The 13,394-nt window shown below is 62.3% G+C and carries 14 protein-coding genes; 9 read left to right on the plus strand and 5 right to left on the minus strand.

Annotated elements, in window-relative coordinates; translation table 11 throughout:
• Positions 1–2: 2 nt before the first annotated feature.
• The 5 genes from narI to AAC014_RS10820 all read left to right on the plus strand — a co-directional run bounded on the left by narI (position 3) and on the right by AAC014_RS10820 (position 4,353).
• Complete coding sequence (gene narI, locus AAC014_RS10800) at positions 3–704, plus strand: respiratory nitrate reductase subunit gamma (protein ID WP_121052430.1); 702 nt, start codon at positions 3–5, stop codon at positions 702–704.
• Positions 697–1,509 (plus strand): peptidylprolyl isomerase, encoded by an 813-nt coding sequence (locus tag AAC014_RS10805; protein ID WP_339708243.1) that lies wholly within the window; start codon positions 697–699, stop codon positions 1,507–1,509. The genes narI and AAC014_RS10805 overlap by 8 nt, the downstream gene beginning before the upstream one ends.
• Complete coding sequence (moaA, locus tag AAC014_RS10810; RefSeq protein WP_339708246.1) at positions 1,506–2,534, plus strand: GTP 3',8-cyclase MoaA; 1,029 nt, start codon at positions 1,506–1,508, stop codon at positions 2,532–2,534. The genes AAC014_RS10805 and moaA overlap by 4 nt, the downstream gene beginning before the upstream one ends.
• A gap of 71 nt (positions 2,535–2,605) precedes the next feature.
• A complete protein-coding gene (moaB, locus tag AAC014_RS10815; protein ID WP_121052434.1) occupies positions 2,606–3,142 on the plus strand; it encodes a molybdenum cofactor biosynthesis protein B in 537 nt (178 codons plus the stop codon).
• Positions 3,143–3,168: 26 nt separating this feature from the next.
• The gene (locus tag AAC014_RS10820) at positions 3,169–4,353 is read left to right on the plus strand and encodes a molybdopterin molybdotransferase MoeA (RefSeq protein ID WP_339708249.1); all 1,185 of its coding nucleotides are present in this window, start codon (positions 3,169–3,171) and stop codon (positions 4,351–4,353) included.
• 29 nt (positions 4,354–4,382) lie between these two features.
• Here AAC014_RS10820 and AAC014_RS10825 read toward each other — a convergent pair whose 3' ends face one another.
• The 5 genes from AAC014_RS10825 to AAC014_RS10845 all read right to left on the minus strand — a co-directional run bounded on the left by AAC014_RS10825 (position 4,383) and on the right by AAC014_RS10845 (position 8,773).
• Positions 4,383–4,568 carry a hypothetical protein gene (locus AAC014_RS10825; RefSeq protein ID WP_339708251.1) on the minus strand — a complete coding sequence of 62 codons (186 nt, stop codon included), beginning with the start codon at positions 4,566–4,568 and terminating at the stop codon, positions 4,383–4,385.
• Between the two features lie 45 nt (positions 4,569–4,613).
• Positions 4,614–5,540, minus strand: coding sequence for an FAD-dependent monooxygenase (locus tag AAC014_RS10830; protein WP_339708254.1), 927 nt, complete (start codon positions 5,538–5,540; stop codon positions 4,614–4,616).
• A gap of 31 nt (positions 5,541–5,571) precedes the next feature.
• Entirely contained in the window at positions 5,572–6,264 is a 693-nt protein-coding gene (locus AAC014_RS10835; protein WP_339708257.1) for an anaerobic ribonucleoside-triphosphate reductase activating protein, read from the minus strand.
• A 43-nt stretch (positions 6,265–6,307) separates the two neighbouring features.
• Entirely contained in the window at positions 6,308–8,329 is a 2,022-nt protein-coding gene (locus AAC014_RS10840) for a ribonucleoside triphosphate reductase (protein WP_339708260.1), read from the minus strand.
• 105 nt (positions 8,330–8,434) lie between these two features.
• Positions 8,435–8,773 (minus strand): hypothetical protein, encoded by a 339-nt coding sequence (locus AAC014_RS10845; protein ID WP_339708263.1) that lies wholly within the window; start codon positions 8,771–8,773, stop codon positions 8,435–8,437.
• Positions 8,774–8,921: 148 nt separating this feature from the next.
• Here AAC014_RS10845 and AAC014_RS10850 point away from each other — a divergent pair, with 148 nt between their 5' ends.
• The 4 genes from AAC014_RS10850 to AAC014_RS10865 are packed head-to-tail and all read left to right on the plus strand — an operon-like array spanning position 8,922 to position 12,618.
• Positions 8,922–9,518 (plus strand): TetR/AcrR family transcriptional regulator, encoded by a 597-nt coding sequence (locus tag AAC014_RS10850; RefSeq protein ID WP_339708266.1) that lies wholly within the window; start codon positions 8,922–8,924, stop codon positions 9,516–9,518.
• On the plus strand, positions 9,515–10,696 hold the full coding sequence (locus AAC014_RS10855) for an efflux RND transporter periplasmic adaptor subunit (protein ID WP_339708269.1): 1,182 nt from the start codon (positions 9,515–9,517) through the stop codon (positions 10,694–10,696). The genes AAC014_RS10850 and AAC014_RS10855 overlap by 4 nt, the downstream gene beginning before the upstream one ends.
• A gap of 10 nt (positions 10,697–10,706) precedes the next feature.
• Positions 10,707–11,909 (plus strand): ABC transporter permease, encoded by a 1,203-nt coding sequence (locus tag AAC014_RS10860; protein ID WP_339708272.1) that lies wholly within the window; start codon positions 10,707–10,709, stop codon positions 11,907–11,909.
• Positions 11,902–12,618 (plus strand): ABC transporter ATP-binding protein, encoded by a 717-nt coding sequence (locus tag AAC014_RS10865; RefSeq protein ID WP_339708275.1) that lies wholly within the window; start codon positions 11,902–11,904, stop codon positions 12,616–12,618. Before AAC014_RS10860 ends, AAC014_RS10865 begins: the two co-directional genes overlap by 8 nt.
• Positions 12,619–13,394: the final 776 nt, after the last annotated feature.

Consider the following 13,394-nt stretch of genomic DNA (forward strand, 5'->3'; position numbering starts at 1 on the left):
CCATGGAAGCTTTCGTCCATCATCTTCTGTTCGGTATTTATCCCTATATCGCACTCGGCGTGCTCGCCATTGGGTCGATCATCCGCTTCGACCGCGAACCCTACAGTTGGCGCTCCGGCTCCAGCCAACTGTTGCGGCGCAAGCAGCTGATGTGGGGGTCGGTACTCTTCCACATCGGGGTTCTATTCGTCTTTTTCGGCCACCTTGTCGGCTTGTTGACCCCGATTGCGCTGTTCGACGCGCTGGACATCAGCCATGGCGCGAAACAGCTTCTGGCCATCATCGCTGGTGGCATTGCAGGTGTGATGGCAATCATCGGCGCCACCCTGCTCATCCATCGCCGTTTCTTCGATTCCCGTGTACGTGCGGCCTCCAATTTCAGCGACAATATGATTATCCTGATCCTGTGGGTGCAGCTGGCGCTGGGACTCGCAACCATTCCGTTGTCGGCCGGGCATCTCGATGGGCATGAAATGGTCAAGTTCATGAACTGGGCCCAGGGTATTTTCACCTTTCGCAGTGACGCCGCCAGCTATATCGCTGACGTCCACATTATCTTCAAACTACACCTGTTCCTCGGCCTCACCATTTTGCTGATCTTCCCGTTCACGCGTCTGGTCCACATGCTGTCGGCACCGGTGCGTTACCTCTGGCGGGGCGGCTACCAGATCGTCCGTTCGCGGCGGAGGCTCAGCCATGGTTGAGCTTGTCGAGCGTGCGGTCGTTCGGGTCGGCGGTGTAGAGATTCCCGCCGGCGCGATTGCCGCCGAAGTGCAGAATCATCCCGCCCCCGACGCTGGTACCGCCTGGCAGGCCGCTGCCGAAGCCTTGGTGATTCGTCAGTTGCTGCTGACCGAGGCGGACCGGCAAGGCATCATCGCGCAGGAAAGTCGCGATACCGAAGGACGGCTGCTTATCGAGGAAGATGCCCGCATCGACGCCCTACTGACTTCGGCAGTCAAGGTGCCCAGCGCCACGACCAAAGAGGCACGACGCTTCTACGAGCGGCACCGTACCCGCTTTGCCAGCGAAACGCTGATCGAGGCAGAGCACATCCTGATCGCGGCGAACCCGTCAGACCGGCTCGCCTACAGTCTGGCGGTCGGTGACGTGCGGACGCTGATCCGCAAGATCCAGGCCGACCCATCGCGGTTCGCGGATTTGGCACGCGAACATTCAGCCTGCCCGTCAAAAGCGCAGGGCGGCAACCTCGGACAGATCGGGCGCGGCCAGACAGTCGCAGCGTTTGAGGCTGCACTGTTTGCGCTTGGCGAGGGCGAGCTCTGCGTTGAGCCTGTACGCTCTCCTTATGGTGTGCATGTCGTGCGTGCGGGACGCCGGATCGATGGACAACCTCTGCCGTTCGAGGTCGTGGAACCCACCATCCGCGACTACCTGGAAGAAGCGAGTGCGCGCCGCGCGACAGCGCAATATCTCGCCATCCTGGCGAGTGAAACGCCTGTCGAAGGCGTGACGCTGCCCATCGCCGAAGGGCCGCTGGTCCAGTGATCATCGCGCGCAATCCGGATCAGATCTTCGTGGGAATGGACGAGAACCGGGGCCTGACCGATGCCATCGGACGCCAATTCGAATATCTGCGTCTGTCGCTGACCGATGTGTGCAATTTCCGCTGCACCTATTGCCTGCCCGAAGGCTACCGCAAGGTGCACGGAAAATCACACCCCCTGTCCATCGCTGAAACGATCCGTGCGGTGCGAGCCTTTGCGCGGCTTGGTTTGTGGAAAGTGCGCTTGACCGGTGGTGAGCCGACACTACGCAGCGATTTCACACAGATCGCGCGCGCTATCGCTGCGGTGCCGGGAATTCGTCAACTGGCGATGACAACTAACGGCTATCGCCTTGCGGAGTACGCGCGGGCGTGGCGGGACGCCGGCATCAGCACGATCAATATCAGCGTCGACTCGCTCGATCCTGCGCGTTTCGCGGCGATCACCGGGCACGATCGGCTGGCGGAGGTCTTGCGCGGAGTGTCGGCGGCGCAGGCGGCCGGGTTCGACAGTGTCAAACTCAACGCCGTTCTGATGCGCGGTGTCAATGACGACGAACTGGTGGCCATGATTGATTTCGTGGCAGCGCACGATCTGTCGCTCCGTTTCATCGAGGTAATGCGGACCAACGACAATGTCGCCTTTTTCGGGAAGCGCCATCTTGCTGGGACGGCCGTGGTCGATCAGCTCAAGGCAGCAGGCTGGCAGCGGCTGCCGCGTCTCCCCGGCGCCGGGCCGGCGGTCGAATATGCACATCCGGCAGCCAAGGGGCGCATCGGCATCATTGCGCCGTATTCGCCGGATTTCTGCGCGAGCTGCAATCGGCTGCGACTATCCTCCGAAGGAAAACTGCACCTCTGCCTGTTCGGCGACGGCGGCATCGACCTACGTCCGCTGCTGCAGGGGGATGACGAGAATGCGCTGGTCGCGCAGATCGTGAAGCTAACCGCTACCAAGGCACCCGCACACCGTTTGCATATGGGCGACAGCGGTGCGACCCCGCATCTCGCTTCTATCGGAGGTTAGCATGATAGCGACCGTCAGTTCGAACCCATCACAGCGGGCTAGGAGACACTTCCGATCGGGTGAGAAAACTCATGCCCGGAATTGACGAGAGGTTGACCTTCCACCCGCTAAACATCGCAGTGCTGACCGTGTCTGATACGCGCAATCCGGATACCGATACGTCTGGCGCACTTTTGGCCGAGCGGTTGACCGCAGCCGGGCATTTGCTCGCTGCAAGAGCAATTGTCACAGACGATGTCGAACCGATCCGCACACAGATGCGCGCGTGGATTGCCGACCCCAGTGTGGACATCATCCTCAGCACGGGCGGCACCGGATTTACACCGCGCGACGTAACGCCAGAAGCCGTGATACCGCTGCTGCGGCGAATGATGGATGGGTTTAGCGTGGTGTTCCACCAGGCAAGCATGGGCACAATCGGCATCTCGACCCTGCAATCGCGCGCCTTTGCCGGGCAGGCAGAAGATACGTTTGTCTTCTGCCTGCCAGGATCGACCGGTGCCTGCCGCGATGCGTGGGATCTGGTGCTGGGCCTTGAATTCGACAGCCGCTATCGCCCCTGCTCGATTGCCGGGCAGGTTCCACGTCTGCGGGGTTTATGCGCATGAGCGGGCCATCGCACGCGGGCGACGACGTGATCGGATTCGAAGCGGCAATCGCTCTTATCGGAAGCGCAGTCGGTCCGCTGGGAACAGTAACTGTGCCGCTGGCGGAGGCTGAAGGGCGCGTCCTTGCCGAACCGCTACACGCCCGCAGCAATGTTCCGCGCCGGGCGGTCGCCGCGATGGATGGCTATGCAGTGGTCGATGCAGGGACGCAGGTCGGAGAAGCGCTGCGGGTGATTGGGGAAAGTTGCGCCGGGGCAGGGTTTGGCGGACGGATCGCACCCGGCGAAGCGGTGCGAATCTTCACTGGCGCTCCCATGCCGGAAGGGTCCGACCGCTGCATCATGCAGGAGTATGCGACACGACAAGGCGATGTGGTGCGCTTCAACCGCGGATATGGCCCTGCTTGGCATGTGCGGGCCTCGGGCAGCGATTTTGCTGCTGGTGCTTTGCTGCTTGATGCCGGGACGCGGCTGACCCCGCGGGCAATGGTCGCGGCAGCCGCAGCGGACGTGGCGGACCTTCTCGTCGCTGCGCGTCCACGCGTCGCGATCATCGGTACTGGGGATGAACTCGCCGCGCCTGGTCAGGCCTATCAACGCGAGGATGCCATCCCGGAAAGCGTGACCTTTGGTGTTGCAGCCATGGTGCAACAGGCAGGTGCCGCCATAGTCTACCGCGCAACCGGCATGGACCAGCTCCCGGCCCTCGAGGCATTGGCGGCGGCGGCGCTCGATGCGGCGGACCTTGTGATCGTTACCGGCGGCGCTTCGGTCGGCGAGCGTGATTTTGCGAGGCCGATGTTCGCTGCGCACGGGCTGGAACTGCTGTTTGCCAAAGTCGCGATCAAGCCCGGAAAGCCCGTCTGGCTGGGCCGTGCACAAGGAAAATGGGTGCTCGGCCTGCCAGGCAATCCCACCTCGGCCATGGTCACCGCGCGGCTGTTTCTGTTGCCGCTTCTGGCACGATTGCAAGGGCGGAGGGTCGACGATGAGCTGCGCTGGCGCACCCTGCCGCTGGCTGCTCCACTTGGCGCGGCGGGCTCTCGCGAATCCTTTGTCCGAGCGCATTGGGATGACGCCGGGCTCACTGCGCTCGGCAATCAGGACAGCGGAGCACAAGGCGCGCTCGCCGCCGCCGACTGGTTGATCCGCTGTCCGGCGGGCCAGCCGGCGCTTGGCTGCGGCGCTATGGTCAGCGCTCTGCCGTTTTAGGATGCGTGGGCTTCTGCAAGCACTCTCATTCAAGCCGCCTGCATCAGGAGGCGGGAGATCATGCGCCGTGCCGGAGTAACGCGCGCCGCTCCGAGGCCCATGTGCCGCGCGATGCGGCCCGTCGTTCGCTCATCGGTGTACAGCCCGACAATGGCATTGGTTGCAGCATAGAGCGGCCAGGTCGCGACACGATGTCCGATTTCATAGCGCCGCAAGAGTGGCGCTTCTCCAAGATCACCCGCCTGACGGAGGAGGCCCGCCTAGCGTGCGGTGCCCGATAGCCCAAGATTGAATCCATGCGCCGTAACCGGATGCATCCCCACCGCCGCATCACCAACCAGCGCCGCACGCGCGGCGGCGAACCGCCCTGCATAGCTGATTGTCAGTGGATAGCGGTGCAGCGGCGTCAGCATTTCCATGGCCCCAGAACGCCGACGAAAGCGCCGCGTAAGCTCTGCGCCGAGCGCGCGAGGATCCATGTCGGCCAATGCTGCCGCCTGTCCATCGGGCAATGTAACGACAGCGGAAGCAATGCACGGACCAAGCGGTAATAATGCCAACGTCTGCCCATGGTCGAACCATTCGGTGGCAATCCCGCAGTGGTCTCTGTCTAGTCCAACGCGTCCGACCAGCATCGATTTGCCCAAACGATACATCCGCGCCGCAATTCCCAGCTGGCTGCGGAGAGTGGAAAAGCGGGAGTCCGCGGCAACCACCAACTGGCCCGACAGGCACTGCCCGTTGCCAAGCGTGATCCGGCCTTCCGTTGGCGTTGTGATCACTTGACCAGCGCTGACGCCGGTCATCAATTTTATGTTCGCGCGCGCGGCGGCGCAGTCGAAAAGCGCCCGGCGGATGTCGCAGTTCGATACCATCGAACCAAGCTGGCCACCTTTGTTCGTATCCGGCGTGAACGCCAGCGCGAGCGGTGACTGACCATTGTAGACCTTGGCCCGGGTCAGCGGATGCACGGCATCAGCGGCCAGTCTCTCCCATGCACCGAGGCGGCGCAAGATTGCCGTCGATTTGTGTGTCAGGGCGATCCCGCGGCCGTCGAAAACGGGCTCGGCAAGCGATCTTTCCTCGCTTTTCTCTATCAGAACAACATCAATGCCTGCCATCGCAAGATCATTCGCCAGCGCCAGCCCGGTGGGACCGGCCCCGCAAATCAGAACGGGGTTCAGCATCGAACTGCTTCCTTGTATTCCATACCAGGGATTAGCGAAACGACATCGCAATCGGACTTGATGTGGCAAGACGCACCATATCGAATGGCCGCCCGGCGTGCGCCAGGTTACCGAGCGTAGGCCGATCAGGGCCTGCAATCGCCTGCTGCACGGTGTAATTGCCGCGGTAACCACGGGCGGCCAGATCCCCCGCCATGTCGAGCACATCTTGATCTTCGAGAAGCGCGTGATGCACCGTGGTGCGCACTTCGAACGGCACGGACTGTTGTGCGCACAACAGGTCGAGCGTTAAGGAAAAGTTCCGGTAGGCGCACGTGCCGGTCACCGCACGGAACCTTCCCGGTGGCGCCTTGTAATCGAGCGCGATGCGATCGATGAGACGGGCAGCGAGCAGCCGGGCGACCACATCGGGCCGCAATCCATTGGTATCGAGCTTTACGGCAAAGCCCATCGCTTTCACTTGCGCCGTGAAGGCGATGAGACCAGGCCACGCTGTCGCCTCCCCACCCGAAAGCACGACCCCATCCAGCAGTCCTGTGCGACGGCGCAGAAAATTCAGAACATCCGCTTCCGACAAAACTCCTTTGCCCAGCACGATCTGCGGATTGTGACAATAGCCGCAGCGCATGTTGCACCCCGCTACCCACAGGATGCAGGCGATGCTGTCTGGGAAATCCAGCATCGTAAAAGGAGTGATGGCGTGAAACGGGCGGGTACGCGCCACTCGTCTGGCGGCGCTCCCCCTCTCTGGCTCGCGCCCCGACATTTTAGTGCGTGGGCGCGAACAGGTTGGCCACCATCGCCGCATCTTCGGTAAAATGGCGGCGCTGGCGATGTTCGCCAACCTTGCCCTTGTTGAAGCTATCGACCGGGCGGAAGTAGCCCATTACCCGCGTCCACACCTTGGTCCGCGTGCCGCATTGCGGGCATTCTGGTTGCTCACCGGCCAGATAGCCATGCGTATCACAGACTGAGAACACGGGAGTCAGCGTGACATAGGGCAAGCGATAGTTGGTCAACACCGTCTTCAAAAAGCTGCGCGCTGCAGCCGCACTCGACAGCCTCTCGCTCATGTAGAGATGCAGCACCGTGCCGCCCGTATATTTGCATTGCAGATCATTCTGCAAGTCCAGCGCCTCGAACGGATCTTCGGTGTGATCAACCGGGATCTGCGAGCTGTTCGTGTAATAGATATTCTCGCCGCTCCCCGCTTGCAGGATATCGGGAAAACGCCTTCTGTCCTCCTTGGCGAAGCGATAAGTGGTTCCTTCGGCCGGCGTTGCCTCGAGATTATAGAGATTACCGGTACTCTCCTGATAGCTGATCAGCCGGGCACGCATATGATCCAGGATGCCGAGCGCCAGTTCGATGCCCTGCCGTTCGGTCAGGTCATGATCGTCGCCCGTGAAATTGCGCACCATCTCGTTCATGCCATTGACCCCGATGGTGGAGAAATGGTTGCGCAGGAACGGCAGGTAGCGCGCGGTATAGGGATAGAGGCCGCGATCATACATTTTTTGCACGAATGCCCGCTTCTTTTCGAGCGTCGAACTGGCGATATCCATCAGTCGATCGAGCTCGGTCACCAAACCTGCCAGATCATCTTTGAACCGATAGCCCAAAGCTGCCATGTTGATGGTGACAACGCCGAGTGAGCCGGTCATCTCCGCCGAGCCGAACAGGCCGTTGCCGCGCTTCAGCAATTCACGCAGATCGAGTTGCAGCCGACAACACATCGAACGCACCGCGCCGGGGGCATAGGCTTCCGGATTGGGCCGGCGTTCGCCAGTCTCCGGATCCCGCACATATTGGCTGCCGATGAAATTCTGGAAGTAAGAAGAGCCGACCTTGGCCGCATTGTCAAAAATGACCGTGGCCACCTTGCTCTCCCAGTCGAAATCCTCTGTGATGTTGACTGTCGGAATGGGGAAGGTGAAGGGCTGACCGGTGGAATCCCCTTCGGTCATCACCTCGTAGTAAGCGATGTTGATCTGTTCCATTTCCGGTGCGAAATGCGAAAATCTCAGGTCTTCGAGGCGGCGGATGCCCATGTCGCGTGCCTGCGCGCGTGCAAGCAGAGCCTCATCGTTCAGCCCTGCGAACAGGTGCCGGTCACGATAGGTCGGGTAAAGAATGCGCAGGTCCTCGGGTACAGTGATATCGAGGGTGATGTTGGTGAAGGGGGATTGCCCCCAGCGCGCAGGCACATTGAGATTGTAGACGAACTGGCGAATGGCCTTCTTGATCTCCGAAAATCCGAGAGAGTCGAGAAACACATAGGGCGCAAGGTAAGTGTCAAAGCTGGAAAAGGCCTGTGCTCCCGCCCATTCGGACTGGAGGATGCCAAGAAAGTTGCTCATCTGACCCAGCGCTTCACGGAAATGACGCGGAGGGCGAGAGGACACCCGGCCGGCCACGCCGTTGAAACCGTCATTTAGCAGCCCACGCAGCGACCAGCCCGCGCAATAGCCGGTCAGGCAGTCGAGATCGTGGATATGAAGATCCCCCTGCCGATGGGCCAAGCCTTCCTCCGGCGCGTAGATCGTATCGAGCCAAAAGTTGGCGATTACCTTACCCGCGACATTGCTGATCAGGCCGGCCTGGGAATAGCCTACATTGGCATTCGCCTTGATTCGCCAGTCGGCGCCGGAGATGTATTCATCGACGGCGTCCGAACAATCGATGTTCCGCCGGGCTGCCAGCTGTACGACCGGGTCAGAGTTCGGTGGCGATACCTCGGAAGCCGCGATCAATCCTGACACATGCTCAGTGACGTCTGCTACACGCATCACCCTCTCCACAATCAATATTTAGTATGCAATTCAGCCTTGTGCGCTATATGCAGAGAGCGTGATTTGATTTATATCAATTCAGCTCTGGTGGACGCTTGGTCTTCAGAGAAGAACGTGGATCCGAAGCGCGAACACAGACGGGTCGAAAGGCCCATCCGGTAAAGTGACAGTTGCCGCATCGGCGCAGATGAAGCGGGCATTGTCGATGCCGGCGCCGGCCGCACGGGCGAGTGGTAGCCGCAACCAGGTCCGGTGAAATATCGCCACCTCGCCGCCCGGCGCTACGGCCCTTGCGATCGCCAGGCTGGTGGCGCCGCCATCGAAGCCAATTCCGGCCACCCGCTCGCCAAGCTGATAGGCAGCGTGGGCAAGCAACGCTTCGCCCGCCGGGGCAACGGTGTTTTCAAAGCCGGTGCGGTTGGCGAGCCAGCGCGCGCACATCTCGCCCGTCCAGTCCTCGCATTTCGGGGCCTGAGCATGATGGTGGGGCATCCGTCATCGTGGATCTCGTCATGATGTTGTGCGCATCATAGGTAAGACCGCAAAAAGAAAAAGTGACCAATCGCTTTCTTTATGGCAGGAGAACCCCATGAACCGTCCTTATCTCTCTGCCGAAATGCGCCGGGCCGAAACCGTGGCGGCCGTAATCGAGCTGGCCGCAAGCTACGACCCGGCCACGATGACGACCGGGCAGATCGCAGCGACCATGGGCGTGTCGCAGGGCGCCCTGTTCCGTCATTTCTCGGACAAACTGGCGATCTGGACCGCCGTGCTCGAATGGACCTGCGCTGAGCTGAACCGTCGGTTCGATGCGCTTCCAGTCGGTCGCCCGCTAGCCCGACTTGAGGCAATGCTGTCCACCCACGTCGATTTCGTCATAGCGAGTCCCGGCGTTCCACGTATCCTGTTCGGCGAACTCCAGCGCGCCGGCGACACTCCTACCAAGGCTATCGTCTGCAACCTGATGGCTGGATACCGGGCCAGGGTGGCGCGCGAGCTTTGCGCCGCACGCGGTGCCGGTGAGATTGCACAAGACACCGATGTCGATGCGGCGACCGTGATGTTCCTGGCCATGGTCCAGGGCATGGTCATGCAGGGCCTGGCTGTCGACGATTTCTCGGCCATACCCACCTTGGCGCGCCGCCTGTTCGGGCTCTTCCGGCAAGGCCTTGGAGTAACCCCATGAATATATCCCTGCCGCAAAGCCGAAGGGTGTGGATGCTGCTGGCTGTACTTGTGCCGCTGGTGCTTCTCCTTGTCTGGGTGGCCATCCGTTCGGGTCCGCTGGCCCCGGTCAAGGTCACGGTCGTCCGGATAGAGGAGCGCGCGATAGCACAAGCCCTGTTCGGCATCGGCACGGTGGAGGCGCGCTACACGCACCGGATCGGTCCGACCGCGCCGGGTCGCGTTGCCAGCCTGGCCGTCGATGTCGGCGACCGGGTGGAAGCCGGGCAGCTGTTGGCCCTGATCGACCCGATCGACCTCGACCAGCGCATTGCGGCAGCATCGGGCAGCGCCGCCCGTTCAGCGGCGCTGGAGCAAGCGGCAGCTTCACAAGTGGCCGATGCCAGCGCGCGTCTTGCCCTGGCGCGCAGTGAGGCGGCGCGCGGCGAGGAACTGTTCCGGGGCGGCTGGCTGACGCGCTCCGCGCTCGACCAGCGGCGGCAAGCGCTGGCGGCAGCCGAAGCCGCGATTGCCGCCGCGCAGGCAAACCATGCCGCTGCCACGCAGGACCGCGGGCGCACCGGAGCGGAACGGGCCGCCCTGCAAGAGCAAAAGGCCAACTTGCGCCTGGTCGCGCCGAGGGCCGGGCTGGTTGTCCGCCGTCTGGCCGAACCGGGTACGACCGTGGTAGCCGGGCAAGCCGTGATCGAAGTGGTCGATCCTGGCGAACTGTGGATCAATGCGCGTTTCGACCAGACCCGTGCGGGCGGCATTGCGGCGGGCCTGCCGGCGCGCGTCGTGCTGCGTTCGCGGACCGACGCGCCCTTGAGCGGCTCTGTCCTGCGAGTGGAGCCGGTCGCCGATGCCGTGACCGAAGAGGTTCTGGCCAAAGTGACGTTTGCTGCGGGCGCAGCGCTTCCGCCCATCGGGGAACTCGCGGAAGTGACAATCGACCTTCCCGCGCGGGGACGTACTCTCGCGCTGCCGAATGGGACGGTGCACCGCCTCGGGGGCGAACTCGGCGTCTGGGTTTTGCGCGGCGGCAATCCAGAATTCGCGCCAGTGCGGCTCGGCGTGGAAGACGCCGATGGCTGGGTCCAGGTGCTGGACGGACTGGAGAAGGGTGACAAAGTGGTTCTGCACAGCGCCCGGCCGCTGTCTGGATCCAGTCGCATCAAGGTTGCGGATAAGTTGCTGTGAAGGCGCTGCCATGATCAGCCTGGCCGGCCGCGACATCCTCCATGGCTGGGGCAAGTTCGTGCTCACCGGCGTGGGGCTGGGGCTGCTCATCGGTGTCACCCTGTCGATGGCCGGCGTCTATCGCGGGATGATCGACGATGCCCAAGCCCTGCTCGACAACAGCGGGGCCGATCTGTGGGTAGTGCAGAAGGACACGCTTGGCCCCTATGCCGAACCCTCCAGCCTGAACGAGGATACCGAGCGTCCTATCCGGGCAATGCAAGGCGTCGATCGCGCGGCCGGCGTCACCTATCTCACCATGCAGATCGCGCACCAGGGCAAGGATGTGCGGGTCATGGTAGTGGGTGCGGAAGTGGCCCAGCCTGGCGAACCGGGTCAGCCACCGCACTTGATCGCTGGCCGCCGGATCGTGCAGGGCCATTACGAGGCTGTAGCCGACGTGAAGACCGGGTTTGCCATCGGTGATCAAGTGAAGGTGCGCCGCAACACCTATCGCATCGTCGGATTGACCAGCCGCATGGTCTCGTCCGGTGGTGATCCCATGCTGTTCCTCTCGCTCAAGGACGCGCAGGAGGCCCAGTTCGAAAAGGACAGCGACGCCATCGTCCGGCAGCGGGCGCGCACGGCGTCCAGCCCGGTGCTGAATCCGCCCGGCAATCCGGCCGTGGCCGAAGCGGTAAATGCGGCACAGGCCAACAGCACCAATGTCAATGCAGTGCTTGTGACCGTGCTGCCTGCAACCGATTCCGAGGAGGTCGCCGCCGCGATCCGGCGCTGGCAGCGCGTGACCGTCTATACCCGCGCGCAGATGGAAGAGATCCTCGTCGAAAAGATGATCGCCAATTCGGCGCGGCAGATCGGCATGTTCCTGGTGATCTTGGCGATCGTCAGCGCGGCGATTGTCGCCTTCATTATCTACACCATGACCATCGGCAAGATCCGCGAGATCGCCGTGCTCAAGCTCATCGGCACCCGCAACCGCACGATTGCCGCCATGATCCTGCAGCAAGCGCTGGGATTGGGGCTAATCGGCTTTGCCGTCGGCAAGATAGCCGCGACCTTCTGGGCGCCCTTCTTTCCGAAATACGTGCTGTTGCTGCCAGCCGACTCGGTGCGCGGGTTCTTTGCGGTCATGGCGATCTGCGCGCTGGCCAGTCTGCTCGCCATTCATGCGGCACTGAAGGTCGATCCAGCGGAGGCCATCGGTGGCTGAGGGCATTCGCATTGAGAACCTGGTCAAGACCTATGGCAGCGGCGATACGGCGGTGCGTGCCCTGCGCGGCGTCAACATGTCGGTCGCCAAGGGCGAGGTGGTTGGCCTCATCGGGCCGTCCGGTTCGGGCAAGAGCACCCTGCTCAAGTGCTTGGGCGCCGTGATCGAGCCGACTTCGGGGCGCATGACGATCGGCGATACGGTGATCTATGACGATGGCTGGAAAGTGAGCGACCTGCGCGCGCTGCGCCGCGACCTGATCGGCTTCATCTTCCAGGCGCCCTACCTGATCCCGTTCCTTGACGTGACCGACAATATCGCGCTGCTGCCGATGCTGGCTGGCAAGCCCAATGCCTTGGCCCGCAGGGAGGCGCGCGACCTGCTGGAGGCGCTTGACGTCGGGCACCGGGCGGTGGCTATGCCGTCGCAGCTTTCAGGGGGAGAGCAGCAGCGGGTTTCCATCGCACGCGCTCTGGTCAACCGGCCGCCAGTAATTCTCGCCGACGAGCCGACCGCACCGCTCGACAGCGTGCGCGCCCTGGCAGTGGTGGATCTGCTCAACACCATGGCCCGGCAGTTCGAAACTGCGATCATCGTCGTGACGCACGATGAGAAGATCATTCCCACCTTCCGTCGCCTATACAACATCCGCGATGGCGTGACGCTCGAGGAGCGGCAGCACGAGGGGGGCCCCGCGCGCCGGACATGATAGTCAGAGGGACATAGCCGATCGCCGGCGAAGCAGCTTGCGCCATTCACTGAACCACAGGACCGCACTGCCCATGGCCAGGCACATGAGCCAGTCATCTAGCGCCAGCGGCACCGTGCCGAAAGCCGTATTCAGTGGCGAAAGATGGATTACGGCTACCTGCAGCAAGGCTGACAGGAGAACCGCAGCCCATAGCCAGCGGTTTGCCATGGCAAGGGCGGGACCAGACCATCACCGTTGCTCGCATCGTCGAGGCCGATGATGCCTGCGCCGACAACGCCCAAGAATACCGTTAGCACTTCGCCCATGTTGGACGAAAGCAGGTAGCGCAGGAACTTGCGGATATTATCGAAGTTGGCCCGGCCCTCGCGTACGGCGGAAAAGATTGTGGAGAAATTGTCGTCGGCCGGATCATATCACGCGCCGGGTCCTTGCCGGTCCGGTAACCAGTCGATCGCCGTGCGCACGGCGAAGGTGTGACGCACCTCTTTCTTCCTCGAAACAGGGGAGAGACGCGCTTGCGGCGCTCAGCGCGGGGCGACCTATTCGCCGCGAAATATGCAGCGAATAGGAAAGTTATTCACCGCACCTCGTTGAATGCCAGTTTGCAACGGCGGCAAAACGCATAGCCAGACTTGGTCTTTACCCATCCGCAAACCTGAGATCGTGGCCCCGCCAAGAGGTTGATCAGAGCCTCAAATTGACGCGTCACCGGCAGCTCTCCGTAAAAATGCAGGTCGTGTTCGCCGACGTTACACCGCTGCGTCAAGGCCATC

The organism is uncultured Sphingosinicella sp. (assembly GCF_963974575.1).
Taxonomy (GTDB): domain Bacteria; phylum Pseudomonadota; class Alphaproteobacteria; order Sphingomonadales; family Sphingomonadaceae; genus Sphingosinicella.

Coding starts and splice junctions, on each gene's coding strand:
- AAC014_RS10850 (WP_339708266.1), top strand. CDS start 8,922: ATGAACCGTCCTTATCTCTCTGCCGAAATGCGCCGGGCCGAAACCGTG.
- AAC014_RS10845 (WP_339708263.1), bottom strand. CDS start 8,773: ATGTGCGCGCGCTGGCTCGCCAACCGCACCGGCTTTGAAAACACCGTT.
- AAC014_RS10860 (WP_339708272.1), top strand. CDS start 10,707: ATGATCAGCCTGGCCGGCCGCGACATCCTCCATGGCTGGGGCAAGTTC.
- narI (WP_121052430.1), top strand. CDS start 3: ATGGAAGCTTTCGTCCATCATCTTCTGTTCGGTATTTATCCCTATATC.
- AAC014_RS10840 (WP_339708260.1), bottom strand. CDS start 8,329: ATGCGTGTAGCAGACGTCACTGAGCATGTGTCAGGATTGATCGCGGCT.
- AAC014_RS10855 (WP_339708269.1), top strand. CDS start 9,515: ATGAATATATCCCTGCCGCAAAGCCGAAGGGTGTGGATGCTGCTGGCT.
- moaB (WP_121052434.1), top strand. CDS start 2,606: ATGCCCGGAATTGACGAGAGGTTGACCTTCCACCCGCTAAACATCGCA.
- AAC014_RS10805 (WP_339708243.1), top strand. CDS start 697: ATGGTTGAGCTTGTCGAGCGTGCGGTCGTTCGGGTCGGCGGTGTAGAG.
- AAC014_RS10830 (WP_339708254.1), bottom strand. CDS start 5,540: ATGCTGAACCCCGTTCTGATTTGCGGGGCCGGTCCCACCGGGCTGGCG.